The organism is Pseudomonas sp. F3-2, from assembly GCF_038804275.1.
Classification (GTDB): Bacteria; Pseudomonadota; Gammaproteobacteria; order Pseudomonadales; family Pseudomonadaceae; genus Aquipseudomonas.
Genome location: NZ_CP152388.1, coordinates 4,496,502 through 4,522,889, shown reverse-complemented (window position 1 = coordinate 4,522,889; position 26,388 = coordinate 4,496,502). Strand labels below are relative to the sequence as shown.

The window sequence follows — 26,388 nt, the reverse complement described above, 5'->3', positions numbered from 1 at the left end:
AGTAAGGTCCCTAAAGCTGACTGTCACAAACACGAACTGTTCAATGCGTTGTCATCACCTGCCGATCAGGTGCGATCGGTTTCCCGGCCAAACTTCGGACCGGAGCGGGTGTTGTTGCCTTTGGCCATGCGGTCGTAAAGCACCACGTTGACCGTTGCAGCTAGGTTCATGCAGCCGGTCGTCGGGATGTACACGACGTCCTCGCACCAGTCGCGAATGTCTTTATCCAGCGAACCGTCTTCAGGGCCGAAGATGTACAGCGCGCGATCGGGGTGGGTGTACTCGGGCAGCGCCCGTGCGCCGTCCACCAGTTCGACCGCCACGGGCACGCAGCCAAGCGGGATGATCTTTTTCAGGTCGTCGATGCCGATCAGCGGAATGTCCTGATGGATTTTCTTGGTGTCGGTCACGAAGTCCCGCGCCCGCTCGTAGCGTTTGCCGGTGTAGAACACCGATGCCACGCCGTAACAACCTGCCGCGCGCATCACCGAACCGACGTTTTCCGCGGATTTAGGGTTGAACAAGCCGATGCAGGCATAGCGTTTGTTGGCCACGGAGGAGGGTGCTCTTGAGAGAAAGCGCGGGATTATACGGGAAGGCGGGGCTCAGCGAACGCGTGGGAGCGCGCTGGCCCGCGATTGTCCGGATCAGGCGACCAGGTTGTATCGGCTGAACGAGCGCGTCGCGGGCCAGCGCACTGCGACAGGTTCATTCATCTTTCTTCATCAGACCGGCCAGGGCGGCGAATGGGTTGTGTGTCGCTTTGGCGGCCTTGGGCGTGCTCAGCGAGCTGTCGGAAAAGTACTGCTGGTCGGTGTAACGAGAGTGCTCGTTGTCGTGGCAATACAGGCAGAGCAATTCCCAGTTGGAACCGTCCTGAGGGTTGTTGTCATGGTTGTGGTCGCGATGATGCACCGTCAGCTCGCTCAGGCGCTTGCCGGAAAACTCCCGCGCGCAGCGGCCGCAGACGTGCGGGTACATGCGCAGGGCTTTGTCGCGATAGCCCATTTCGCGATCGCGCTGGGCGTCGGCAAGGATGCGGTCCAGCTTGGACGTGTTGGTCGGCGTTCCCGAACTCATGGTGTCACCTGTTTCGTGTGCGTTGGCAATGGGGGAATTCTAGCGCTTTGCTGCGGGCTCAGCCTTTGACTTTTTCTGCGATCCAGATCGTGTGGCGCGTGCCTTTGTTGCCGTGGGCGTAGACCTTGACCTCTTCGGCCTTGAATCCGGCCTTGCGCAGCTTCTCGCTGAAGGCGGCATCAGCGCTGGCCGACCACACCGCCAGCACGCCTTTGGGGCGCAAGGCACTGGCGCAAGCGGCCAGGCCACCGGCCGAGTACAGCCAACTGTTGGACTTTTGCGTCAGGCCTTCGGGACCGTTGTCGACGTCGAGCATGATGGCGTCGAAGCCATGAGGCTCGCTTTTCAGCACCTGCGCGACGTCCTGGACGAGCACCTTCGCGCGTGGGTCCTGCAATGGATTGCCGGATTTCTCGCCCAAGGCACCACGGTTCCACTCGACCACGCCGGGCACCAGTTCGGCGACAACCACTTCGCCGTTCTTGCCCAGATGTTTGAGGGCCGAGGCCAGTGTGAAGCCCATGCCAAGGCCGCCGATCAGCACTCGAGGGTTGGGCCGCGAAGCGACTTTGGTACAGGGTATCTGCGCCAGCGCGTCCTCGGATCCGTGCATGCGCGTGTTCATCAACTGGCCACCGTCGCCGCCCTGAATCTTGATCACGAAATCCTCGCCGTATTCGAACAGGCACAGGGCGCCGCCGTTATCGGGGATCGGAGTGGTGTCGAGCAGAACGAAACGTTTCATGGAGAACTCATGGGAAGGCTGGGCGTACGCGTCAATTTGTCTGAGCATGATGCGTTGCGCAGGAGTAGCCTGAGCGGAACAGCGAACATTGGCAGTGGAGGCCAACGATGAAGCGCTCCATTCTAGCGGCGATTGTCTTGACGATGCTGGGTGCATCGCAGGTTTATGCCGAAAATCTGCAGCCGATCCTCAACACCCCTGAGCCGATTGCCGCGACGGCCGGCTCACCCGGAACCGCCACGCCGACGCCTTACCCGCAAGTCACGCCGCCGTCCGTGCCGCGCGCGGGAGGGCAGGGCAACCCGCCGTTGTTGCCGAAGATTCCTCAGCCAGGACCGCCAAAAGAGGACGAGCCGCTGCCGGGATTGCCGCCGCCGGCCAAGCCGAGCCCTTGAATGCCGTGGCGCTTTGGTAAAGTTTTGCGCAAGCGGGTGTGTTTGTGAGGGCGGTGTTCCAGCCAGTGCAGAGGCTGTGAAGGTGCCGGCCTCTTCGCGAGCAAGCTCACTCCTACAAGGTAATGCGGCGCCCACGGGCATCGAGCCAGGCTACAAAGTTTGTGAGAGCGAGCTTGCTCGCGATGGCTGATTTCCTGCCGTCAGATCTCCACCAGACACACCGGCGAATTCGCGAGCAAGCTCACTCCTACAGGGATTTACGGGCGTTTCTGAATTCTCCGGCCAGACAGACTCAAGACCGGCGCGTCACTCCTGATGCGCCAACACCTGTCCGTCCATCATCCGCAGACGCTTTGACATGGCGACCGCAATCGCGCGGATGATCTTCGCGGCGACTTTGGGCGCGTCGTTAAGCATCTTGTCGAGCGAGTCCTTGCCCAGATTCAGCAGATAGCAGGGCGAGGCGGCAACGCAACTGGCCGAACGTCGTTCGCCGTCCAGGACGGCCATTTCGCCGAACGCCCGGCCGCTGCGCAAGACCGCGGTTTCAACCGGCTTGCCGTCGCCGTTGAGCTTCTGCACCGACACCGTGCCCGAGTGGATGATGCACATGAACGTGCCCGCGTCGCCCTCGTTGAAGATGGCTTCGCCTTTTTCGATGCTGCTGATGCTGAAGTAGCCCGCGGCGGCCGAAAAGTCAGCGGGACTCAATGCCAGGAAGAGACCGCAATCCATCAGCATTTCGCGAATTTCATTGTTCAGTGACGACGGTGTGGGCATGGCAGGTTCTTGGTGAGTGTCTTGATGAAAAAGCGTTTGCTTACATGAAAACGGCTCCCGGACCACACGCTGTCCGGGATGTGTCTGATATGACAAAGGGCCGCGAGGGAGTTCCTCAGGCCAGATGCAATACCTTGAAGATAAACCCGTATTCGAGCGCCACGTCACGCAATCCCTGATAACGGCCGCTCATGCCGCCGTGCCCGGCGCCCAGTTCGGTCTTGAGCAAGAGCAGATGGTCATCGGTCTTGCGGTCGCGCAATTTTGCCACCCACTTGGCCGCTTCCCAATACTGCACCCGACTGTCGTTATAGCCGGCGATCACCAGCATTGCCGGGTAATTCTGCGCCGTGACGTTCTCGTATGGCGCATAAGCCTTGATGCGCTGGTAGACATCGGCTTCCTGCGGGTTGCCCCACTCGTCGTATTCGGTGACGGTGAGCGGCAGTTCGGGGTCGAGCATGGTATTCAGCACGTCGACGAACGGCACCTCGGCGATCGCCGCCTTGAACAGCTCAGGTCGTTGATTGACCACTGCACCGATCAACAGGCCGCCCGCGCTGCCGCCGCTGATCACCAATTGCTCGGCGCTCGTCAGCTGCTCGGCGATCAAGTGCTCGGCACAGGCGATGAAGTCGCTGAAGGTATTGGGCTTGTGCTCCTGCTTGCCGTTGCGATACCAGGCCTCGCCCAGTTCGCCGCCGCCGCGCACATGGGCAATGGCGAACGCAACGCCGCGATCCAGCAGGCTCAGGCGTGCATGAGAGAACCATGGATCGAGACTCTCGCCATAGGCGCCATAACCGTAGAGGTAAAGCGGAACCGTCTGACCCACCCGTTCACGTTTGACGACAAGGCTGATCGGCACTTGCGTACCATCGGCGGCGGTCGCCCACAGGCGCTGGCTGACGTAGGCATCGGCATCGAAGACGCCCAGTACCGGCGTCTGTTTGAGCACGGTCTGCTCGCCGGTCGCCAGGGTCAGTTGACGCACTTGTGGCGGGCGATTGAGGGATTGATAGCGCAGGCGGATCTTGTCGCTTTCGAATTCAAGGGTGTCCTGCACATAAAGGTTGTAGGCCGCATCCGGCAGTTGCACGCGATAAGCCGGCAGGCCTTGTGGGTGTACTTCGACGATGGGCAAACCGTCTTCGCGCAGGCTCAGGGTCAGGCCTTTGGCATTGAGGCTGAAGCCGTCGAGCATGACTGACTCGCTGTGCGGCACGAGCGTCTGCCAGTCGTTGCGCTCCGGCACGCCGGCCGCTCTTTCGGGCGCATGGAACAGGGCGAAATTGATGCCCGCCTGGTTACTGCGGATCAGCCAGCTCCACGCACCGTCGACCAGACCGTGGTCCACCGAATATTCGTGACCTTCGCTGCGCGGGGCCATGCAGACGAACGCCTGCTCCGGCTTGCTCGCGTCCAGCACCCAGGCCTCGCTGGTGGTCTTGCTGTCCAGCGCCAGCACCAGTTGACGTTCGGAACTGCTGCGATAGCAATGCAGAAAGAAACGCCCGTCCGGCTCGTTGAACACCAGATCGGCAAAATCATTGCCCAGCGTGTGGCGGTACAGCTTGTGCGGACGATGGGTGTCATCCAGTTCGCCGAAGAACAGCGTGCGGCTGTCGTTGGCCCACGTCATGCTGCCATCGCAGTCCTCGAACGGCAGGCCGATGACCTCGCCGCTGCTCAGTTCCTTGACGTACAGCTGATAGACCTCTTCGCCGCTGGTGTCCAGGCTGTAGGCCAGACGTTGATGGTCCGGACTGATGCTGAACGTGCCCAGTGAAAAGAAGCCGCCATTGGCCAGTGCATTGGGGTCGAGCAACAGCTCTTCGGCGCTTTCATCGACCGTCTGCGAGTCGTCGGCCGGGCGCGGGCAGCGATAATGGCGTGCGTACTCGTCGCCTTCGGTGGTGCGGGTGTAATACAGATACGGCCCCCACGGCGAAGGCAGCGACAGGTCGGTTTCGAGAATGCGCCCTTTGATTTCCTGGAACAGCGTTTCACGCAGCGCCTGCTGATCGGCCAGTTGCTGCTCCTGATAGTCGTTTTCTGCCTTGAGGTAGTCGAGCACCTCATCGGTGTCGCGGTTCTGCAGCCAGGCATACGGATCGGCGCCGTCGGCCTTGCGGGCAACCGGGGCGCTCAGGGTGTTATGGGAAGATGGCATGCGGGGCTCTCTCAAGTGGGGTCGGCCGGTGCGGGACGCGGCGTCAGGACGCTGCAGCCCGATAACTGAAGCCGGGGAAGCTAGGCGTGCGAAAAGTCGTTATCATAAGCGCCTCTTTACCTGCCTTACCACGGACGTCATGACCGACAACGACTATCTGATTGCCTGGGGCCTTTACGCATTCGCTGCGTTGGGTTGTCTGTTGGTGTGGTTCAAGCTGACCGGCTGGATGTGGCGCTACCTGCGCGAACCTTTGCGCGTGATCGGCGCTGTGCTGCTGTTCTGCCCGACTGTCATCGATCCGGTCAAGGAACGTTACGCACCGGCGCTGGCGATCAGCGTGCTGGACCTGGCCTTGAAGGTCGGCAACATCGTCTGGCAAGCGGTGCTTGATCTGGCCACTTACGGCGCTGTCGCGCTGGGGCTTTATGTCATCTTCGCACTGATTCGCCTGCCGTTTCTGCGCAAGAAAAAGGCCCGTCAGGCCCACGCCGAAGCCGCGGCTGCCCAAGCGGCTGCCGAACAGAAGCAGCAGGATGAACGGTATGCCGCAGAAGGCAACGGGCGATACGTCCCTGAGCCGAGCGCACCGGCCAGTAAGCCTGCAGTCGGCAATAATGGCGGACGCTATCGGGTCGAACCCAAGCTGTAATGCGCGGCACCGTTGTGCCGCTTCTGCACGATCCATCCGTCGAAATCGCGCGTTGGTTGCCAGATCCCCGTTTTTGCAGGCAGCGCGCTTCAGTAGGGCCATGCGCCGTTGAGCGTACCGAGACCTGACCATGTGTGAACTTCTGGGCATGAGTGCCAACGTACCCACCGACATCGTGTTCAGCTTTACCGGGCTGATGCAGCGCGGCGGGCGTACCGGTCCGCATCGTGACGGCTGGGGCATCGGTTTCTACGAAGGACGCGGGTTACGGGTGTTCCAGGATCCCGCGGCCAGCAGCGAGTCCGAGGTGGCGCAGCTGGTGCAGCGTTACCCGATCAAGAGTGAAGTGGTCATCGGGCATATTCGCCAGGCCAACGTCGGCAAGGTCTGTCTGTCCAATACCCATCCTTTCGTGCGCGAGCTGTGGGGGCGCAACTGGTGCTTTGCCCACAACGGCCAGCTGGCGGATTTCCATCCCCGCGCCACGTTTTATCGGCCTGTCGGCGATACCGACAGCGAGGCTGCATTCTGCGATCTGCTCAACCGGATCCGCGAGGCGTTCCCCGAACCAGTCGAGATCGAACAGCTGTTGCCGACGCTGGTCGAAGCCTGCAATGAATACCGCAGCAAGGGCGTGTTCAACGGTCTGCTTAGTGATGGCGACTGGCTATTTTGTTTTTGTTCCACCAAGCTGGTGCACATCACTCGTCGAGCGCCGTTCGGTCCGGCCCGCCTGAAGGATGTCGATGTGATCGTCGATTTTCAGGCTGAAACCACGCCCAATGACGTGGTCACCGTGATCGCCACCGAGCCGCTGACCGAAAACGAGACCTGGAATCGCTACGAGCCAGGTCACTGGAGCCTCTGGCGCCGCGGCGAATGCGTGGCCCAAGGGCGAACCTGAAAGAGAGGGATCTATGCTGCGAAGCTATCTGCGACTGGTGTTGTTCACGGCGGGCCTGTTGATCGGCGTGCAGATTCCCGGCTTCATCAGTGATTACAGCAAGCGGGTAGAAGCGCATCTGATGGAAGCCCAGCAGGCCCTTCGCGGCTACAACGAGACCGCGCAGCGTTTCTTCAACGGCGATGTGCAGGCGCTGATCCAGCATTATCGCAGCAGCGAAGACCCGGTGTTTCGCACCGATGCCAACAACATCAATAACCTGCTGACGCGCACTCAGACGCTGGACCACGAGTGGCTGGCGCTACAGGGCCCGTGGTACGCGCGCGCTTATCACGTCCTCACCGCCGCCGACCCTGACATTCGTGCGGAAACCTGGAATGGCTACACATGGCAGGTGCTGCTGTCGCCGGAAGTCATCGGCTGGGGCCTTGCCTGCGCGCTGCTGTTCTCGCTGGTGATCGAAAGTTTTGTGGTGTTCATCGACTGGCTTTTCGTTGGCCGACACCACGTTCGACCGGTCAATCGCGACTGGCGTTAAGCCCTGAGCCGATTGACGTTCTGATCGCTGATGAACAGGGCGAGCCGGCTCTGAACACTCGCCCCGTTCGCAGCGTCTGTAGGACCGGCTTCAGCCGGGAAAGGGTCGGTTACAGCCAGTCGAGATGCAGAGGCTGGAAACCAGCCTTCGCGGGCAAGCGCGCTCCTACAGTTGCTGTGCCACGGCAGGAATCTGGCAGACGCCTTCCCGGCTAAAGCCGGTCCTACGAAAAGCTCGTAGCGACTGTAGGACCGGCTTCAGCCGGGAAGGGGCCGGTTACAGCCAGTGGAGATGCAGAGGCTGGAAACCAGCCTTCGCGAGCGAGCTCACTCCCACAGGATTTCTGCGGCGTCGCCTGGTATTGGGTCAAGCACAAAACCTGTGGGAGCGGGCTTGCTCGCGAAGGCTTGATGCACTGCCCGTAGGAGCGTGGCTTGTCCCGCGATCGGCGACGAAGTCGTCGTAAAGCCCGGCCATGCAGTCTGCCTGACACACCCCGTCATCCGATTCCGCTGCCGCTGCGCGCCAGATCGCGGGACAAGCCGCGCTCCTACAAGGGATTTGTGGGGTTGCCAGGTTCGTGTCGAGCACAAAACTCGAAGGCTGATGGTCACGCGATATCTCTCCGGCGAGCATATCGGCCTAATCGCGAGCAAGCTCACTCCCACAGGATTTCTGCGGCGTTGCCTGGTATTGGGTCAAGCACAAAACCTGTGTGCGAGCTTGCTCGCGAAGGCTTGATGCACTGCCCCTAGGAGCGTGGCTTGTCCCGCGATCGGCGACGAAGTCGTCGTAAAGCCCGGCCATGCAGTCTGCCTGACATACCCCGTCATCCGATTCTGCTGCCGCTGCGCGCCAGATCGCGAGCAAGCTCACTCCTACAATTGCTGTGCCAAGGTAGGAATCTGGCGGACGCCTTCCCGGCTAAAGCCGGTCCTGCGAATCCCGCCTGCCAACCTTCAATCCCACGCAGGATGTCGACCGTTCACTTTTTCTTATCTGGCCCGCTCGCTTTTACTAGTTGGACGCGTCGGTGGTTCCCGCTCAAGAATGCGTGTGCAGGTGACGGGCCGTTTTCAGCGCTGCCAAGTGATCTTTCCCACGCGTAAACTCAAGCCTCGTCCTCAACTTTCATTCGCACAGGAGACACCCCGTGGGCGGCCTGTTATTGAATTGTGATATCGGCGAAAGCTACGGCGCCTGGACCATGGGTCTGGATGCCGAGGTCATGCCTTACATCGATTGCGCCAATATCGCTTGCGGCTTTCACGCCGGTGATCCCAGTGTCATGCGCAAGACCGTCGCGCTGGCGGTGGCCCATGACGTCACCATCGGTGCTCATCCCGCGTATCCGGATCTGGTGGGGTTCGGCCGTCGGTCGATGGTGTGCTCTGCGCAGGAAATTCAGGACCTGCTGCATTACCAGATTGGTGCGCTGGATGGCGTGTGCCGTGCCCAGGGAACGAAGGTCAGCTACGTCAAACCGCACGGCGCTTTGTACAACGACATGATGGCCAACCCTGCGCAGCTGCGGGCGGTGGTCGAGGCCATTGCTCGATACAACCCGCAGATGCCGCTGATGCTGCTGGCCATGCGCGACAATGCCGCCGCCCAGGCCATTGCCGATGAGTTCGGAGTGACCTTGTGGTTCGAAGCCTTCGCCGATCGGGCCTATGACGCCCTCGGTCGACTGGTGTCGCGCAACCTGCCTGGCGCAGTCCATCACGACCCGGAAACCATCATCAGCCAGGCGCTGACACTGTCCCGCGGCGAAGCTTTGATTGCCAGTGACGGCAGCGAGCTGCTGCTCGACGCGCAGACCTTGTGCGTGCATGGCGACAACGCGAGCTCCATCGCTGCGGTGCAGCGCATTCGTCAGGCGCTGGGCAAGACGTCAGCGTCATGAATGTGCGCATTGAAGTCGTCGCGATCGATTGCCTGATGGTGCGCCTGTTCGACGTCATCGATGAGGCGAACATGCCGTGGATGCTGGCCGCAAGCCTGCGTCTGCGGGAGGGCTTCGGTGCGCATTTGATTGATCTGGTGCCCTCTTACACGACTTTGATGGTGCACTACGACCTGCTGGCGCTGGATCCACAGCAAGCGCGCGCCGTCATTGCCTCCGCGCTACGACATCTGTCGCCTGACGCCGGCCAAAGCGGCCGGCAGCATGTGTTGCCGGTCTGGTATGACGCAAGCGTCGGGCCTGAGCTGGCCTTGTTGTCCAGACGCAGCGGCTTCTCGTTGGATGAAGTCATCCAGCGTCACAGCCAGCGCGAATACCAAGTGTTCGCGCTCGGTTTCGCGCCCGGCTTCGCGTTCATGGGGCTGGTCGAAGAAGTCCTCGCTGCGCCTCGCATCAAGACCCCGCGCAAGCGTGTCGCCGCAGGCAGTGTCGGCATTGCCGAGCGGCAAACCGCAGCGTACCCGCTGGAATCCCCCGGCGGCTGGAACATCCTGGGGCGCACGCCGGCAAAGTTGTTCGACCGCACCCTCGACGGCTACAGCCTCATGCAACCGGGCGACACCGTGCGTTTTGCGCCGGTGAGCCATGCCGAATTCATTCGTCTGGGCGGCGACGACACCCCGCTGGAGGCGCTGACATGAGCAGGCTGACCGTCAAAAGCAGCACGCCGCTTTGTCTTTTGCAGGATGCGGGCCGCTTCGGCGTGCGCCATCTTGGCGTGACCCAGGGCGGCTCGCTGGACTGGGTGTCGATGGCCTGGGCTAACAAACTGCTGAACAACCCGCTCGGCGCCGCTGTTGTCGAGGTCACCCTCGGTGGCCTGACGCTCATCGCCGAAGCCGATTGCTGCCTCGCGCTGGCCGGCGCTGACCTGGGCGTGATGCTCGACGATCGCTCCGTCACGCCGTGGCGCAGTTTCTTCGTCAGAAAAGGCCAGCACTTGCGTTTCACTCAGCCCGTATGTGGGGCGCGCGCTTACCTGGCGGCGCCCGGCGGGTTTGATGCCAGCGATGTGTTAGGCAGCTGTGCGACAGTCGGGCGCGAAGGGCTCGGTGGTCTGGATGGCTACGGCAAAGCGCTGGGTGAGGGCGATCAACTGACCTACTCGGGCGCGTCCTTCCAGTTGCATTCGCTGCCCGCCCACCTGATTCCGGACCTCGACGATGCGCGGGCGCTCGACGTCGTTCTCGGCGCACAGATCGGCCAGTTCAGTGGCCAGAGCCTGTTCGATGCCTTCAACAGCGACTGGACTCTGGACAGCCGCGCCGACCGGATGGGCATGCGCCTGCTGGGCCCGGAGTTGGTCTATCAGGGCAGACCGATGATCTCCGAAGGCATTCCGCTCGGCGCCATTCAGATCCCGCCTGACGGCCAGCCGATCGTCCTGCTCAACGACCGCCAGACCATCGGCGGCTACCCCCGGCTCGGTGCACTGACCCCGCTGTCGCTGGCACGGCTGGCGCAAAAACTGCCGGGGAGTGGGGTGCGGATGAGGGCCGTGGTGCAAGAAGTCGCGCATCGGGAGCAGGTGGGCTGTTTGCAACAGCTAGGTCGAAGCCTTTAGGCGCTCGCTCGCCCGCCGGTGCAGGGTGTGTCAGTCAGGATGATGTCGTTGACACCGCCTGTTCGCGTGTAAGCCAGCGCCCAACAATCTCATCATTACTTCGCCAGATACCGCATTCCTTCCTCCAGCCCTCGCAGCGTCAGCGGATACATCTGGTCTTCGATCAGGTCGCGCACGATATGAGTGGAGGTGGTATAGCCCCAGGCGTCTTTGGGGTAGGGGTTGATCCAGATGATCTTCTTGAACTTGGCCATGAAGCGGTGCATCCAGACGTACCCGGCTTCTTCGTTCCAGTGTTCGACGCTGCCGCCGGGTTGGGTGATTTCGTAGGGCGCCATGGCGGCGTCGCCGATGAAGATGATCTTGTAGTCGGCGCCGTATTTGTGCAGCAGATCTTGTGTGGACGTGCGCTCGGACGTGCGGCGCAAGTTGTTCTTCCACACGGATTCATAAATGAAGTTGTGGAAGTAGAAGTATTCCATGTGCTTGAACTCGGTCTTGCAGGCCGAGAAGAGTTCTTCGCACACTTTGACGTGGGCATCCATCGAGCCGCCGATATCGAACAGCAGCAACAGTTTGATGGTGTTGCGTCTTTCCGGACGCATCTGGATGTTCAGCAGGCCAGCGTCACGCGCGGTGTGATCGATGGTGCCGTCGATATCCAGTTCGTCCGCCGCACCCTGACGGGCGAACTTGCGCAGGCGCCGCAAAGCCACTTTGATGTTGCGCGTGCCGAGTTCAACCTGATCGTCGAGGTTTTTGTACTCGCGTTGATCCCAGACTTTTGCAGCCTTGCCCTGACGCTTGCCGGCGTCACCCACGCGGATGCCTTCAGGGTTGTAACCGCCCGAGCCGAACGGACTGGTGCCGCCCGTGCCGATCCATTTATTGCCTCCAGCGTGGCGCTCTTTCTGTTCTTCCAGACGCTTTTTGAATGCCTCGATCAGCTTGTCCAGGCCACCCAGCGACTGGATTTGCGCGCGCTCTTCATCGGTCAGCGAGCGCTCGAATTCCTTGCGCAGCCAGTCTTCGGGGATCAACGCCTGCAGGTGGTCGTCGAGCTTTTCCAGCCCATTGAAATAAGCGCCGAACGCTCGGTCGAACTTGTCGAAATGGCGTTCATCCTTGACCAGAATCGTCCGGGACAAGTAGTAAAACTCATCCATGTCGGCGAAGGTCACCCGCTGTTTCAGGGCGTTGATCAGGTCCAGCAGTTCACGTACCGACACCGGCACCTTCGCTGCGCGCATCTCGTTAAACAGATTGAGCAACATGATGGTTGTCCCGCACTTGTCCCAGTGTCAGCGATTGCCGCGACGGCTCATGAACGCCAGCCGTTCGAGCAACTGCACGTCCTGCTCGTTCTTGACCAGCGCACCGGCCAGTGGAGGGATGGCTTTGGTCGGATCGCGCTCGCGCAGCACAGCCTCACCGATGTTGTCGGCCATCAGCAGCTTGAGCCAGTCGACCAGCTCGGAGGTGGAGGGCTTCTTCTTGAGGCCCGGCACCTTGCGGACGTCGAAGAACACGTCCAGCGCTTCGCTCACCAGATCCTTCTTGATGTCGGGATAATGCACATCGACGATCCGCTGCAATGTAGGGCGGTCGGGAAAGGCGATGTAGTGGAAGAAGCAGCGGCGCAGGAATGCGTCTGGCAGTTCTTTTTCGTTGTTCGACGTGATGATGATGATCGGGCGCTTCCTGGCCTTGATCGTCTCGTCGATTTCGTAAACGTAGAACTCCATCTTGTCGAGTTCCTGCAACAGGTCGTTGGGGAACTCGATGTCGGCCTTGTCGATCTCGTCGATGAGCAGGATCACCCGCTCTTCGGACTCGAACGCTTCCCAGAGTTTGCCTTTCTTGAGGTAATTACGTACGTCGTGGACCTTGTCGACACCCAGCTGCGAGTCGCGCAGGCGGCTGACCGCATCGTATTCGTACAGGCCCTGATGGGCTTTGGTGGTCGATTTGATGTGCCAGGTGATCAGCTTTGCGCCAAAGGACTGCGCCAGTTGTTCAGCAAGCATGGTCTTGCCGGTGCCGGGCTCGCCCTTGACCAGCAGCGGTCGCTCCAGCGTGATGGCGGCATTGACGGCAAGCTTGAGGTCGTCAGTGGCGACATAGGCCTGGGTGCCTTCGAACTTCATCGGAAAATCCTCGAACCTGGCGCACGGGCAACGTGCCCGGACGACGTAAATAAGCGGAAAGAATGCGGCGACTATAACGCGCCGTTCGTTCGACTGTGAACGCAGACGGTTTATTCAGTTGCTGAATGGCCGGTCGCGGTCTGACCGGCTTCGCGCGCTTGAGAAAACGCGCCTACGCAACTGCATGCTCAGGGAGCGACCTGGCTCACCCCCTGACGCAATAGCGGTCAATCCGCCTCTTTCTTGCCGCTGTCGTAGCGCGTGTTGAACGCCTGCACGAACGCGTTGCGCAAGATCTGCAAGAACGCCTGAAACGCGCTGACATCCTGTTTATGCACGCTGCCGCTCAATTCCACGCGGGTTGCAAACTGGTTCTTGCCCTGATTCTTGAGCACGGTTTCGCTGGCGCCCACCACCGCTTCCCAGATCGATCGGAAGAAACCTTTGTTCTGATTCTCCACGTCCTGCTGCCAATTGAAGATGTCCACGTCGCGCAGCAGCGGTTTGATGTAGCCGCTCAGCTGACCTTTTTTTGCCTGTGCTTCGATCACCACATCGCCGTTGCCGGCCTTGAAGTCGAATTTGCCGTAGGCCGAGGCAAAGTCGTTCATGCTCTTGAGCTGCAGATTGGTGGCGCGCAGTTTGAAGTCGAAGTCCTCGAAATTGCTGAACGGGTCGAAGGTCGCACTGGTCTCCAGCGGCGCTTCGCCTTGCAACAGGGCCTTGCCTTCGAAGCGGGCGTCGCGTTTGCCAGCGGTGTCGACGACGTTGGTCAGGTTGAAGATGCTGGCGTTGATCCGGTCGGCCTCGATTTTCACCTTCGGCGTCGAATTGAAGTTACTGAAGGTGATCTTGCCTTCCTGAATCTTCAATTCGTTGAGGGTGATGGGCAGCAGCTTGTTCAATTGAGCGCGCCAGTCGGTGCCGGCACCGGTCTGGGTCTGCTGTTTATTGGCGCCGCCATCGACGAAGTTCAGCTCGGGGCGGACGAACGCAACCTCAGCCACCACGGCGTGGTCGTACCAGAGTGAGTGCCAGCTGACTGACAGGTCGATGACGGGCACATCGAGCAGCGGGACCGGCACCTTGCCGTCGACCTTGACGATGTTCAACCCGTTGATCTTGTAGGCGCCGCGCCACAGGGCCAGATCCACATCCGCCACCTGGCCGCGGTAGTCGCCCATGTCGGCGAGCTTGTCGTTGAGGTAGTTGCGCACCACGTAAGGCAACGCGATATGCACTGCGATCAGCAGTACGATGAGGCCAAGGATTGTCCACAGCGGCCAGCTATAGCGACGTTTCATGACGACACTCTCCGGTTACGTAGATTTGTTGACTGTCGGCAGTGTCATCGGTTCGCTACGACTGGACGCCACACGGGCCCAAGGCATAGGCTTTGGGCTTTTCCCAAACCTGCACAAGGACCCGGTCATGAGCCGTATTTACGCAGACAACGCCCATTCCATCGGCAATACGCCACTGGTGCAGATCAATCGCATCGCGCCGCGCGGGGTCACCATCCTGGCCAAGATCGAAGGGCGTAATCCGGGATATTCGGTCAAGTGCCGGATCGGCGCGAACATGATCTGGGACGCGGAAAGCAGCGGCAAGCTCAAGCCGGGCATGACCATCGTCGAACCGACGTCGGGCAACACCGGCATCGGTCTGGCATTCGTGGCTGCAGCGCGCGGCTACAAGCTGATGCTGACGATGCCTGCCTCCATGAGCATCGAGCGGCGCAAAGTGCTCAAGGCGCTCGGCGCCGAGCTGGTGCTGACCGAGCCGCCGCTGGGCATGAAAGGCGCCATCGCCAAGGCCGAGGAGCTGGTGGCGGCCAATCCGGACACGTTCTTCATGCCCGCGCAGTTCGAAAACCCGGCCAACCCGGCCATTCACGAGAAGACCACCGGTCCAGAGATCTGGAACGACACAGATGGCGCCATCGACGTTCTGGTGGCGGGCGTGGGCACCGGCGGCACCATCACCGGCGTGTCGCGCTACATCAAGCACACCATGGGCAAGCCGATCATCTCGGTCGCCGTCGAGCCGATGGGGTCGCCGATCATTACGCAGAAGCTGGCGGGCGAAGAGATCAAGCCAAGCCCGCACAAGATCCAGGGCATCGGCGCAGGGTTCATCCCGAAGAACCTCGACCTGTCGATCATCGACCGGGTCGAGCTGGTCAGCGACGAGGAGGCCAAGGCCATGGCGTTGCGGCTGATGCAGGAGGAAGGGATTCTGTGCGGCATCTCGTGCGGCGCGGCCATGCAGGCGGCGGTGCGAATGGCCGAGAAGCCGGAAATGCAGGGCAAGACCATCGTCGTCGTCTTGCCGGATTCGGGCGAGCGCTACCTGTCGAGCATGCTGTTCAGCGACCTGTTCACTGAACAGGAGCTGACTCAATAACCCCATTGCGGCACGCTCCGGCTTTTTACCGGAGCAGCGAAGGCTTATGATGGGCGCCATTCACACCCGCCGGATGGTTGTTTCAGGTCATCTGGCGGGATCAGCAGTTTGATTAGAATCCTGCCCGCGTTCTGCAATGCTGTTCAGCGCAACGATGTGTATGTGCCTGTTCCAAGGAGAGTTTGATGACCCTTTCTTTCGCTGCCAAGGTGGCGATTCTGCTGCTGTTCGTGGGCAGCACGCTTTACGTGCATCTGCGCGGCAAGGCGCGTCTGCCGGTATTGCGTCAGTTCGTGAATCACTCCGCACTGTTTGCCCCGTATAACGCCCTGATGTACCTGTTTTCCAGCGTACCGTCCAAGCCTTATCTGGACCGCAGCAAGTTTCCCGAGCTCGATGTGCTGCGCGATAACTGGGAAATCATTCGTGATGAAGCGATGCACCTGTTCGACGAAGGCTATATACGCGCCGCCGCCAAGGACAACGATGCGGGCTTCGGGTCGTTCTTCAAGAAAGGCTGGAAGCGCTTTTATCTGAAGTGGTACGACAAACCGCTGCCGTCCGCCGAGGCGCTGTGCCCAAAGACGGTTGAACTGGTGAGCCGCATTCCCAACGTCAAAGGCGCGATGTTCGCGCTCCTGCCCGGCGGCAGCCACCTGAACCCGCATCGCGATCCGTTTGCCGGTTCGCTGCGCTATCACCTGGGTCTGTCGACGCCGAACTCCGACGACTGCCGTATTTTCGTCGACGGCAAAGTGTATGCCTGGCGTGATGGCGAAGACGTCATGTTCGATGAAACCTATGTGCACTGGGTCAAGAACGAAACCGATGTCACGCGCGTGATTCTGTTCTGCGACATCGAAAGGCCGTTGAGCAACCGCTTCATGACCGCCGTCAACCGCAGCGTCAGTGCTTTTCTCGGGCGCGCGACCGCCCCGCAGAATACCGATGACGAGCGAGTCGGCGGGATCAATCAGGCGTATGCGTTCAGCAAGCGTTTCAGCAACGCCTTCAGCGGCAAGGTCAAGCAGTTCAAACGCGCCAATCCCAAGGCGTACCGCGTATTGCGCCCCGTGCTTGCGGTTGTCGTGCTGACGCTGCTCGGGTACTGGTTGTTCGGCTGATCCACCTCTGAAAAGCGCCGCCGCACTGTGTGCCGCGGCGCTTTTTTTGTCCGAAATGCCCTGTTTCGTGGCGAATAGCACGCCCATTCAATCCAGCGACCGGCGCTGCGCCGATCATCGAGCGCTTCCGGCTGTCCGCCATTCACGACGGCCAGGGGCATTCCGATGAAGGCAGATCCATGGCAACTCGACTCACCCTGTTAACCGTCGCGCTACTTTCCTGTTCCTGCAAACTGATGGCGGCCACCGCTGACGAGGAACATGGGTTTCTCGCCGATACGTCGCTGAATGTGCTGGCGCGCAATTTCTTCCTCGAGAATGACTACCGGACCGGCCATTCCGGGCAGAGTTACCGGCAGGAGTGGGCACAGGGATTCATCGCCAATCTGCAATCGGGCTTCACTCAGGGCACGCTCGGTCTGGGCGTGGACGCGCACGCGTTTTATGGCCTGAAGCTCGACAGCGGGCGAGGGCGAGCGGGGACCGGGCTGTTGCCGCTGGATGACGACGGACGGGCCGCGGACACTTACTCCGACGCCGGTGGCGCGATCAAACTGAGGGTGTCACGCACGACCTTGAAGTTCGGCGAGATGGAAGTGGAAACGCCGGTGCTCGATACGGGCGACAAGCGACTGCAGCCGGAATACGCAACGGGCTTTTTTCTCGACAGCCGCGACGTCGACGGCGTCAAGCTGGTGGCCGGGCACTTCACGGCGTTCAAGAATGAAAACGCCTCGACGGCCAAGGGTGACTTTGATGGCTACGGTGCCAGCACTGACGGGCGCGCGCTGAGCCTGGCAGGTATCGAGACCACTGGCGATTCGCCCTTTGGCGGTTCTGTGTACGCCTCCCAACTCACCGACACCTGGCGGCAGTACTACACCAATCTGCATCACTTGAGCGTGCTGTCCGATAACCGCTCGCTGCTGCTGGACGGCAATCTTTATCGCACCCTCGATGAAGGCGCGGCCAAGGCGGGCGCCCTGAACAACACCGCGTACAGCCTGTCGGCGAAATACCATGTCGGGCCTCAGGGATTCACCCTGGCCTGGCAAAAGATCGACGGTGATACGCCGTTCGATTTTGTCGGCGGCGACTCGATCTATCTGGCCAACTCGATCAAATACGCGGACTTCAACGGCGCCCACGAGCAGTCATGGCAGGCGCGCTACGATCTGGACTTCGGCGCGTTCGGCATCCCGGGGCTCAAGTTCATGACGCGCTATGTGCGCGGCAGTGACATCGACGGGACCCACGCGCCACAAGGCGCGGTCTATCAGCCGTTCGATGAGTCGACCGGCCGTTACCAGCCGATCCAGGGCAAGGGTGGGCGCCACTGGGAGCGCGACATCGACCTCAAATACGTCGTGCAGTCGGGGCCTGCCAAGGACCTGTCATTCAACGTGTCGCACCTCTCGCATCGGGGCAACGATGCGCAGGGCGGCGCCGATATCGACCGGCTTTACCTGGTGGTCGAGTACCCGCTCAATCTGCTGGACTGAGCGAACGAAAGCGTGCGCACGTCGATCGCACGCGCAAGGCTGAATTCGATATTGCGCAAGGCATCGCAGGCTGGTTATAGTCGGCCTCGGTGTTGCAATGTCTGGCAACACTGAGTCATCCCTTTTGACTCTTTCTCTCAAGAAGCCGATCACGATGCCTGCAACCCGCTCACATGATGCGTTCCACGCCACAGCGTCCGCTGTCGCTGAACCGTGCGGTTGCCTGCAAGTCGCCTTCCTGACGCGTTATCCCCCACCTTCCCCTGTGAACAGCCCGGTCGTGTGCGTTGCCGCACCGCCAGGCGTGGTCGTGCTGGCCTGATCGAGCGTCGCGAACGTTCGATCCACGCCTGCAAAACGCCAACAAAACATCCGTGAATCCGGCCAGTGCCGGGTCCGATTTTGTCTGAATCACAGGTGAAACCATGTTTGCCAATAAAGCCCTGGCCTCGATGGCCACGACTACCCTGTTCGTCCTGCTCTGGAGTAGCGGGGCGATCGTCTCCAAGTGGGGATTGACCCACGCTTCGCCTTTCGCATTTCTGTTCTTTCGTTTTCTGCTGGCGCTGATTGCGCTGGCGATCCTCATCCCGACGCTGGGCTACAAGCTGCCTGATACCCGGCGCACGCTGGGTTACGCCCTGGCAACCGGTGCCGTGCTGCTGGGGGCTTATCAGATCTGTTATTTGCTGGCGCTGGACATGAAAGTCGCGCCCGGCGTCATGGCCACCATCATGGGCGTGCAACCGATTCTGACCGCGGTGCTGGTTGAGCGCAGTCGTTCGGGGTCGCGCATGTTCGGCCTGTGTCTGGGCCTGGCCGGTCTGGTGCTGGTTGTCTATCAGGGCATCGGCGATGGCGGATCGCTGGCGGGCATGCTCTTTGGCGTGCTGGGCATGTTGAGCATGACCGGCGGCTCGATCATGCAGAAGCGGATCACTGACAATCCGCTCGGTACGCTGCCGGTGCAGTACTTTGCCGGCGCCGTGGTGTGCGCGGTGTTCGTGCCGTTCCAGCCTTTTCATTTCGAACACAGCATCGGGTTCTACGTGCCTGTGATCTACATGGGGCTGGTGGTGTCGGTGTTGGCGACTTTCCTGCTGTATCGGCTGATCGCCCAAGGCAATCTGGTCAACGTCACCAGCCTGTTTTATCTGGTGCCGGCCGTGACGGCGATCATGGATTACCTGATCTTCGGCAACCGTCTGGCGCTGTTGAGCATGCTCGGGATGGTGCTGATCGTGGTGGGATTGGTGTTCGTGTTTCGCAAGGTGAAGTGAGGCAGCGTCAGGCCTTCGGCGACTGATCGTGCCGAAGGCCTGCGGCGCTAGTTCAAACTCACGTGCCGGCTGAGCAACGCCCGCAACGCCGCGGGTTTGACCGGTTTGGCCAGGTACTCAAGGCCCGCGGCATGCACCTGAGCGATCAGCTCCGGGCGACCGTCGGCACTGATCAGCACGCCCGGCACCGGTTCTCCCAGTTGGGTGCGCAGCCAGGCCATGAGCTCGGTGCCGGTTTCGCCATGATCGAGGTGGTAATCGACCAGCGCCAGGTGCGGGCGGATGCCGTCGTCGAGCAGCGTCTGGCACTCCTCACGGTTGCGCGCGGTCCAGACCTGACATCCCCAGCGGCTGAGCAGGCTGTTCATGCCGATCAGAATGCTGTCCTCGTTGTCGATGCACAGCACGTGCGTGCCGTTGAGCTCTGCCCGTTTGGGTTCGGCGGCCAGCGGGTGCGGCAACGTCTGCGCGCGGGCCAGCGGTACGCTGACACTGAACACGCTGCCTTTGCCCGGCCATGAGCGCACTTCCAGCGTGTGGCCGAGCACGCGGCACAGGCCGTCGGCAATCGCCAGCCCAAGCCCCAGGCCTTTTTCGGCCCGGGTCTGATGGCTGTCCAGACGCTTGAATTCTTCGAAAATCACTTGCCGCTTGTCTTCCGGAATGCCCGGACCGCGATCCCAGACTTCCAGGCTCAACTGACCGCCTTTGCGCCGCACGCCCAGCAGAATCGGGCCTTTGGCGTAACGAAAGGCGTTGGTGAGGAAATTCTGCAGCACTCGGCGCAACAGTTTCGCGTCGCTGGCGACACGCAAGCGGCTGCCCCGCACGCGAAAACTCAGGCCCTGTTCGTGTGCCAGCGCCTTGAATTCCGCACCCAGGGTGTCGAACAGGTTATTGAGCGCAAACGGCGTGATGGTCGGGGTGAACTTGCCGTTCTCCAGACGCGAAATATCCAGCAGGTCGCTGATCAGGTCCTCGGCCGAGCGCAGCGAGCTGTCCAGATGCTGAATCAGCGTGCGCGCCTCGTCAGGCACATTGTCATCGGTGTGCAGCAGGGCGGCGGAAAACAGGCGCGCGGCGTTCATCGGTTGCATGAGATCGTGGCTGACAGCGGCCAGAAACCGCGTCTTCGACTGATTCGCCGCTTCGGCATGGGCCTTGGCTTCGGTGAGCGCCAGGTTCAATTGCGACAGCTCGCGGGTGCGTTCGGCAACCCGTTGCTCCAGGCTTTCGTTGACGCCCTTGAGGGCCTGCTCGGCTTCGCGAAACGCCGTGATGTCGGTAAAGCTCATGACGAAACCGCCGCCGGGCATCGGGTTGCCGATCAGCTCGATCACCCGGCCGTTGGGGAACAGGCGTTCGGAGGTGTGCGCGCGGCCCTGGCGCATCCAGTGCAGGCGTCGGGCCACGTGCACTTCCGCCTCACCCGGTCCGAGCAGCCCGCGTTCGGCGTTGTAGCGAATGATGTCGGCAATGGGCCGGCCGACGCTGATCAGCCCTTCGGGATAATTGAACAGCTCCAGATAGCGGTCGTTCCACGCCACGAGCCGCAAGGACTGGTCGACGACGCTGATGCCCTGGGTGATGTTCTCGATGGCGCCCTGCAGCAAGGCGCGGTTGAACTGCAGCACCTCGGACGCTTCGTCGGCAATGCGCACAACGTCTTCGAGTTGCATGTCGCGACCCTCGATGGCGGCTTTCACCACCGCTCGGGTCGACGAAGTGCCGAGCACGCCTGCCAGCAGCCGCTCGGTGTGGGCGATCCAGTCACCGTTGGCGTTCTGATTGGGGTTGAAGCCTTTGCCCTGGCGATAGGCGAAGCGAATGAAGCTCTGCTGCGCGCGTTCTTCGCCGACGAAACGCGCCGACAGTTTGAGCAGATCTTCGATCTGTACGGCCAGCAACGAACGGTTGTTGGGCCGGGCCTGCAGCTCCTGGCCGATGAAGCGGCCCGCTTGCCAATGCTCCGAAACCCGCGTGCGCGACAGCAGCGACACCCAGACGAACAGCGCGAAGTTACCCACCATTGACAGCACCACGCCCTGCGTCAGCGGACTGATCGGCAGGTTCAGCGGGTTACTGTGCAGCCAGGCCAGCAGCGGGAAGCTGCTCAATGACCAGCCCATGCTGTGCGCGGCCAGCGGCAATACCAGGGCGTAGAACCAGATGAAGACGCCAGCGGCCAGCCCTGCAAACACGCCCCGGCGGTTGGCGGGCTTCCAGTACAGCGCGCCGATCATGGCCGGCATTAATTGGGTGATCGCGGCAAAGGCAATCTGGCCGATGGTGGCAAGGCTCGCGGTCGATCCCAGCAGGCGATAACTGACATAGGCCAACAGCAGGATCGCGACGATGCTGACCCGGCGCACCGAGAGCATCCAGTAGCGGAAGACTTCGAAGGGGCGCTCGGCAGTCTTGCGCCGCAGCAGCCACGGCAGCAGCATGTCGTTGGACACCATGGTCGACAAGGCCACGCTCGCCACGATGACCATCCCGGTTGCCGCCGACGCGCCGCCAATGAACGCCAGCATCGCCAGAGCAGGGTGCGCGTGCGCCAGTGGCACGCTGATCACGAACGAGTCGGGCAGGACGGAAGCCGGCAGAAGCATCTGCCCGGCCAGCGCGATCGGCACCACGAACACCGCCGCCAGCAGCAGATAAGCGGGGAATACCCATTTGGCCAGGCGCAAGTCTTGGGGCTCGATGTTTTCCACGACCGTGACGTGAAACTGTCGGGGCAGGCAGACGATCGCCATCATCGCCACGCCGGTCTGCACGACCATCGAAGGCCAGTTGACCGTTTCTTTCCAGTACTCCTCAAGACGAGGCGCGAGCATGGCCTGACTGAACAGGTCATCGACGCCGTCGTACAGGCCGAACGTGACGAAGGCGCCGACCGCCATGAAGGCGAACAGCTTGACCAGGGATTCGAACGCAATCGCCAGGACCATGCCGCGATGGTGCTCGGTGGCGTCGAGGTTGCGCGTGCCGAAGACGATGGTGAACAGCGCCAGCACCAGCGAGACGATCAGCGCGGTGTCCTGAGCGCGGGTGCCCGCAGCGTCGGCGCCGGCGCCGATGAGGATGTTCACCCCCAGCACGATGCCTTTGAGTTGCAGCGCGATGTAGGGCAACACGCCGATCAGGCAGATCAGGGCGACGACAACCGCCAGCGATTGCGACTTGCCGTAGCGAGCGGCGATGAAGTCGGCGATGGAGGTGATGTTTTCCTGCTTGCTGATCAGCACCATCTTCTGCAGCACCCAGGGCGCCAGCAGCAGCAAGAGGATCGGCCCCAGATAGATCGGCAGGAACGACCACAGCTGTTCGGCGGCCTGCCCCACAGAGCCGAAAAACGTCCAGCTGGTGCAGTAGACCGCCAGCGAAAGGCTGTAAACCCAGGCCCGCAAACGAGGCGGCAGCGGTGCGCGCCGACGATCGCCGTAGAAGGCGATGGCGAACATGATGGCCATATAGGCCAGAGCGACGGCAGCGATCAGTCCGCTGGACAGCGACATGGGAACTCCAGATTCAAGCGGTATCGATTTCAACTGCGATCCATTGCAGGTGGGACAGTCTCGCATGCCGGATGACGTTCGTCTGTCTCGACCAAGGTCTGAGCGTTGGCGCAGGTTCGCCGGTGTGCACGATCTATGTAGGAGCGCGCTTGCCCGCGAAAGAGAACCACATATCTGTGAAATCTATGAGGTATAGAGAAATTACCCGCTTAATCGATATCAGGGCGCGCCGTAACATGGATACCACCTCATACGGGGACCGGAGCGCACCATGAATCACATCCTCTCTCTGCCACGCAGACCCTTCAGCCAACTGACTCACCCACGGGAAGTCATCCGCCAGTTCACGCCGAACTGGTTCGCCGCCACGATGGGCACCGGCATCCTGTCCACTGTGCTGACGCAGTTGCCGGTGAACATCGCCGGGGTTTTTCAGCTGGCCGAAGCGCTGTGGTTCTTGAACATCGGCTTGTTTCTGACCTTCAGCTTTTTGTATGCCGCTCGCTGGGTCCTGTTCTTCCAAGAAGCGCGGCGGGTGTTCGGCCACTCCACGGTGTCGATGTTCTTCGGCACGATTCCGATGGGCATGGCGACCCTGATCAACGGTCTGCTCCTCTTCGGGCAGGCGCGCTGGGGCGCTGCGGTCTTGCCGCTCGCCGAAGCGCTGTGGTGGCTGGACGTTGCGCTGTCGCTGGCCTGCGGCGTGCTGATTCCATTCATGATGTTCACGCGTCAGGAGCATCGCATCGATCAGATGACCGCCGTATGGTTGTTGCCCGTCGTGGCGGCCGAAGTCGCAGCGGTCAGTGGCGGCTTGCTCGCCGCGCATCTGCCCGACGCGCACAGCCAGTTCAACGTGCTCATCACCAGCTACGTGCTCTGGGCGCTTTCGGTGCCGGTGGCTTTCAGCATTCTGACCATTCTGCTGCTGCGCATGGCGCTGCATAAATTGCCGCACGAAAGCATGGCCGCATCGAGCTGGCTGGCGCTGGGCCCGATCAGCACGGGCGCGCTGGGCCTGATGGTGCTGGGCGCTGACGCACCATCCGTGTTTGCGGCCCATGGTCTGCAAGGCGTGGGCGAGATCGCCTCCGGACTGGGTCTGATCGCCGGCATTCTGCTCTGGGGCGTGGGCGTGTGGTGGCTGTTGATGGCGCTGTTGATCACCGCGAGGTATCTGCGCAACGGCATGCCATTCAACCTCGGCTGGTGGGGGTTCACCTTTCCGTTGGGCGTCTTCGCCCTGACCACCCTCAAGCTGGGCGCAGTGCTGAACCTGGCATTCTTTTCGACCCTCGGCAGCCTGCTGGCCGTCGCCCTGACCGTGCTCTGGCTGGCGATCACGAAGCGCACGCTGATCGGTGCCTACACCGGCGAATTGTTCGTGTCGCCCTGCATTGCCGGGTTGAAGGGCTGACACGGTCTCATGGCGCGCGCGAGCCCAGTGTGGCCCGAGTCTGCTCGCGAAGAGGTCTGTACATTCATCCCTGCAACGTCTTCAATGTGGCTCGGACAGGAATCCCGCCTTCCAATCCCAAAGCCGAACCCGGCGTCATTCAGGACGAAGTTTGATGAGTCAGTCGCAATTCAGTCTGTTGGGCAAACGGCGTTTCCTGCCGTTTTTCGTGACGCAGTCGCTGGGCGCATTCAACGACAACATCTTCAAGCAATCGCTGATCCTCGCCATTCTCTACAAGCTCAACGTCGGCGGCGATCGCTCGATTTACGTCAACCTGTGCGCATTGCTGTTCATTCTGCCGTTCTTCCTGTTTTCTGCACTGGCCGGCCAGTTCGGCGAGAAATACCCCAAGGACCGACTGATCCGCCTGATCAAGCTGCTCGAAATCGCCATCATGGTCGTCGGCGCCGTCGGCTTTCTCTACGATCACCTGTCGCTGATGCTGGCTGCACTGTTCGCCATGGGCACGCACTCGGCGCTGTTCGGGCCCGTGAAATACTCGATCCTGCCGCAGCACCTGCACGAAAACGAACTGGTGGGTGGCAACGGCCTCGTCGAGATGGGCACGTTCCTGGCGATCCTCGCGGGCACCATCAGCGCCGGCATCATGATGTCGGCCAACAGCTATGCGCCAATCGTCTCTACCGCAATGGTGCTGGTTGCCTGCCTGGGTTACCTGGCCAGCCGCGCGATACCGTTCGCAGCCGCCGCGTCCCCCGAAATGCGCCTGAACTGGAACATCTTCAGCGAATCCTGGGCCACCCTCAAACTCGGGCTGGGGCAGACCAAAGCGGTCTCACGCTCCATCGTCGGCAACTCCTGGTTCTGGTTCGTCGGCGCGATCTATCTGACGCAGATTCCGGCCTACGCCAAGGAGTTTCTGTACGGCGATGAAACCGTCGTCACGTTGATCCTGACGGTGTTTTCCATCGGTATCGCCGCAGGATCCATGCTGTGTGAGCGCCTGTCGGGGCGCAAGGTGGAGATCGGTCTGGTGCCGTTCGGCTCGATGGGGCTGACGGTTTTCGGCCTGTTGCTGTGGTGGCATTCGGGCGATTTTCCGCAAAACGTCCAGGCCAACAACTGGCTGGCCATTCTCGGTTACGCTCAGGCCTGGTGGGTGTTGCTGGACATTCTGGGCATTGGCATCTTCGGCGGTTTCTACATCGTTCCGCTGTACGCACTGATTCAGTCGCGCACCCCGGAGAAGGAGCGCTCCCGCGTCATTGCCTCCAACAACATTCTCAACGCGCTGTTCATGGTGGTGTCGGCCATCGTTTCGATCGTCTTCCTCAGCGTGGTGAAGCTGTCGATCCCGCAGCTGTTTCTCGTCGTCTCGCTGATGAACATCGCGGTCAACACGTACATCTTCAAGATCGTTCCGGAATTCACCATGCGTTTCATGATCTGGCTGCTCAGCCATTCGATGTACCGCGTGGAGCACAAGGACCTCGAGCGGATTCCCGACGAGGGCGCGGCGCTGCTGGTCTGCAACCATGTCTCGTTCGTCGATGCGCTGCTGATCGCAGGCTCGGTACGCCGCCCGATCCGCTTCGTCATGTACTACAAAATCTTCAACCTGCCGGTGCTCAACTTCATCTTCCGCACCGCAGGCGCCATCCCCATCGCCGGACGCAGCGAGGACCTGATCATCTACGACCAGGCGTTCAAGCGCATTGCCGGCTACCTCAAGGAAGGCGAACTGGTGTGCATCTTCCCAGAAGGCAAACTGACCACAACGGGCGAAATCGACGAATTCAAAAGCGGCATGACCCGCGTGCTGGAAGAGACCGACGTGCCGGTTATCCCGCTTGCATTGCAAGGCTTGTGGGGCAGCTTCTTCAGCCGTGACCCGGACAAAGGCGTGTTTCGCAGGCTCTGGTCACGCGTCACCCTGGTGGCCGGACCGGCCCTGACCGGCGAAGAATCGCAACCGGCGCTGGTGCGCGAGCGCGTGGCGGCACTTAGAGGCACCGTGCGCTAAGCGTTGCCATGTCTTTATGCTCTGTGGGCGGACATGCTCGAGGCAGCGGGGCAGGGCGGGGCGATGATCACCGATCGCCTGACCCGGCCTCTTGCGAATGAGTCAGGTGGGTAAGAAGCAGTCCCGCGCTTGGCCCACCCTCATCACGATGCAACTTGCCGCTCTGTC

General features: G+C 61.2%; 22 protein-coding genes. 13 read left to right on the top strand and 9 right to left on the bottom strand.

Annotated elements, in window-relative coordinates:
- Positions 1-65 precede the first annotated feature (65 nt).
- The 3 genes from AAGQ88_RS20260 to AAGQ88_RS20250 all read right to left on the bottom strand — a co-directional run bounded on the left by AAGQ88_RS20260 (position 66) and on the right by AAGQ88_RS20250 (position 1,825).
- Positions 66-554 (bottom strand): RNA methyltransferase, encoded by a 489-nt coding sequence (locus AAGQ88_RS20260; RefSeq protein ID WP_342653389.1) that lies wholly within the window; start codon positions 552-554, stop codon positions 66-68.
- Positions 555-708: 154 nt separating this feature from the next.
- The gene (locus tag AAGQ88_RS20255; RefSeq protein WP_081565959.1) at positions 709-1,080 is read right to left on the bottom strand and encodes a YajD family HNH nuclease; all 372 of its coding nucleotides are present in this window, start codon (positions 1,078-1,080) and stop codon (positions 709-711) included.
- A gap of 58 nt (positions 1,081-1,138) precedes the next feature.
- Positions 1,139-1,825 (bottom strand): MnmC family methyltransferase, encoded by a 687-nt coding sequence (locus AAGQ88_RS20250; protein ID WP_342653388.1) that lies wholly within the window; start codon positions 1,823-1,825, stop codon positions 1,139-1,141.
- A gap of 107 nt (positions 1,826-1,932) precedes the next feature.
- Between AAGQ88_RS20250 and AAGQ88_RS20245 the strand changes: the two genes are divergently transcribed.
- On the top strand, positions 1,933-2,220 hold the full coding sequence (locus AAGQ88_RS20245) for a hypothetical protein (protein ID WP_285422310.1): 288 nt from the start codon (positions 1,933-1,935) through the stop codon (positions 2,218-2,220).
- Between the two features lie 306 nt (positions 2,221-2,526).
- On the opposite strand, the gene AAGQ88_RS20240 is transcribed toward AAGQ88_RS20245, so the two are convergent.
- A complete protein-coding gene (locus tag AAGQ88_RS20240) occupies positions 2,527-3,000 on the bottom strand; it encodes a cyclic nucleotide-binding domain-containing protein (RefSeq protein WP_285422309.1) in 474 nt (157 codons plus the stop codon).
- Between the two features lie 115 nt (positions 3,001-3,115).
- The gene (locus AAGQ88_RS20235) at positions 3,116-5,173 is read right to left on the bottom strand and encodes a S9 family peptidase (RefSeq protein ID WP_342653387.1); all 2,058 of its coding nucleotides are present in this window, start codon (positions 5,171-5,173) and stop codon (positions 3,116-3,118) included.
- Positions 5,174-5,312: 139 nt separating this feature from the next.
- Here AAGQ88_RS20235 and AAGQ88_RS20230 point away from each other — a divergent pair, with 139 nt between their 5' ends.
- From AAGQ88_RS20230 to AAGQ88_RS20205, 6 genes are all read left to right on the top strand, one after another.
- Positions 5,313-5,825, top strand: coding sequence for an MFS transporter (locus AAGQ88_RS20230; protein ID WP_342653386.1), 513 nt, complete (start codon positions 5,313-5,315; stop codon positions 5,823-5,825).
- Positions 5,826-5,955: 130 nt separating this feature from the next.
- Positions 5,956-6,729, top strand: coding sequence for a class II glutamine amidotransferase (locus tag AAGQ88_RS20225; RefSeq protein ID WP_342653385.1), 774 nt, complete (start codon positions 5,956-5,958; stop codon positions 6,727-6,729).
- 13 nt (positions 6,730-6,742) lie between these two features.
- Positions 6,743-7,267 carry a DUF2937 family protein gene (locus tag AAGQ88_RS20220; RefSeq protein WP_342653384.1) on the top strand — a complete coding sequence of 175 codons (525 nt, stop codon included), beginning with the start codon at positions 6,743-6,745 and terminating at the stop codon, positions 7,265-7,267.
- Positions 7,268-8,420: 1,153 nt separating this feature from the next.
- Positions 8,421-9,173: a 5-oxoprolinase subunit PxpA gene (locus tag AAGQ88_RS20215; protein ID WP_342653383.1), complete on the top strand. Its 753-nt coding sequence runs from the start codon at positions 8,421-8,423 to the stop codon at positions 9,171-9,173.
- Positions 9,170-9,874 (top strand): allophanate hydrolase subunit 1, encoded by a 705-nt coding sequence (locus AAGQ88_RS20210; RefSeq protein WP_342653382.1) that lies wholly within the window; start codon positions 9,170-9,172, stop codon positions 9,872-9,874. The genes AAGQ88_RS20215 and AAGQ88_RS20210 overlap by 4 nt, the downstream gene beginning before the upstream one ends.
- A complete protein-coding gene (locus tag AAGQ88_RS20205) occupies positions 9,871-10,797 on the top strand; it encodes a biotin-dependent carboxyltransferase family protein (protein ID WP_342653381.1) in 927 nt (308 codons plus the stop codon). Before AAGQ88_RS20210 ends, AAGQ88_RS20205 begins: the two co-directional genes overlap by 4 nt.
- Before the next feature lie 95 nt (positions 10,798-10,892).
- Here AAGQ88_RS20205 and AAGQ88_RS20200 read toward each other — a convergent pair whose 3' ends face one another.
- From AAGQ88_RS20200 to AAGQ88_RS20190, 3 genes are all read right to left on the bottom strand, one after another.
- Complete coding sequence (locus AAGQ88_RS20200) at positions 10,893-12,071, bottom strand: VWA domain-containing protein (RefSeq protein ID WP_285426675.1); 1,179 nt, start codon at positions 12,069-12,071, stop codon at positions 10,893-10,895.
- 27 nt (positions 12,072-12,098) lie between these two features.
- Positions 12,099-12,944, bottom strand: a complete 846-nt coding sequence (locus tag AAGQ88_RS20195; RefSeq protein WP_285426676.1) for a MoxR family ATPase — start codon at positions 12,942-12,944, stop codon at positions 12,099-12,101.
- A gap of 227 nt (positions 12,945-13,171) precedes the next feature.
- Positions 13,172-14,248 carry a DUF748 domain-containing protein gene (locus AAGQ88_RS20190; protein ID WP_342653380.1) on the bottom strand — a complete coding sequence of 359 codons (1,077 nt, stop codon included), beginning with the start codon at positions 14,246-14,248 and terminating at the stop codon, positions 13,172-13,174.
- Between the two features lie 127 nt (positions 14,249-14,375).
- On the opposite strand from AAGQ88_RS20190, the gene cysK reads away from it, so the two are divergent.
- The 4 genes from cysK to AAGQ88_RS20170 all read left to right on the top strand — a co-directional run bounded on the left by cysK (position 14,376) and on the right by AAGQ88_RS20170 (position 19,256).
- Entirely contained in the window at positions 14,376-15,350 is a 975-nt protein-coding gene (gene cysK, locus AAGQ88_RS20185; RefSeq protein ID WP_093463629.1) for a cysteine synthase A, read from the top strand.
- A gap of 185 nt (positions 15,351-15,535) precedes the next feature.
- Complete coding sequence (locus AAGQ88_RS20180; protein ID WP_285426679.1) at positions 15,536-16,474, top strand: aspartyl/asparaginyl beta-hydroxylase domain-containing protein; 939 nt, start codon at positions 15,536-15,538, stop codon at positions 16,472-16,474.
- A 236-nt stretch (positions 16,475-16,710) separates the two neighbouring features.
- Positions 16,711-17,976, top strand: a complete 1,266-nt coding sequence (locus AAGQ88_RS20175; RefSeq protein WP_342655850.1) for an OprD family porin — start codon at positions 16,711-16,713, stop codon at positions 17,974-17,976.
- A gap of 425 nt (positions 17,977-18,401) precedes the next feature.
- On the top strand, positions 18,402-19,256 hold the full coding sequence (locus AAGQ88_RS20170) for a DMT family transporter (protein ID WP_285426680.1): 855 nt from the start codon (positions 18,402-18,404) through the stop codon (positions 19,254-19,256).
- A 47-nt stretch (positions 19,257-19,303) separates the two neighbouring features.
- Here the strand turns inward: AAGQ88_RS20170 and AAGQ88_RS20165 are convergent, their stop codons facing one another.
- The gene (locus tag AAGQ88_RS20165; protein WP_342653379.1) at positions 19,304-22,777 is read right to left on the bottom strand and encodes a NahK/ErcS family hybrid sensor histidine kinase/response regulator; all 3,474 of its coding nucleotides are present in this window, start codon (positions 22,775-22,777) and stop codon (positions 19,304-19,306) included.
- Between the two features lie 271 nt (positions 22,778-23,048).
- Here AAGQ88_RS20165 and AAGQ88_RS20160 point away from each other — a divergent pair, with 271 nt between their 5' ends.
- On the top strand, positions 23,049-24,194 hold the full coding sequence (locus AAGQ88_RS20160) for a TDT family transporter (protein WP_342653378.1): 1,146 nt from the start codon (positions 23,049-23,051) through the stop codon (positions 24,192-24,194).
- A gap of 151 nt (positions 24,195-24,345) precedes the next feature.
- Entirely contained in the window at positions 24,346-26,220 is a 1,875-nt protein-coding gene (locus AAGQ88_RS20155) for an MFS transporter (protein WP_342653377.1), read from the top strand.
- The last annotated feature ends 168 nt before the right edge of the window (positions 26,221-26,388 follow it).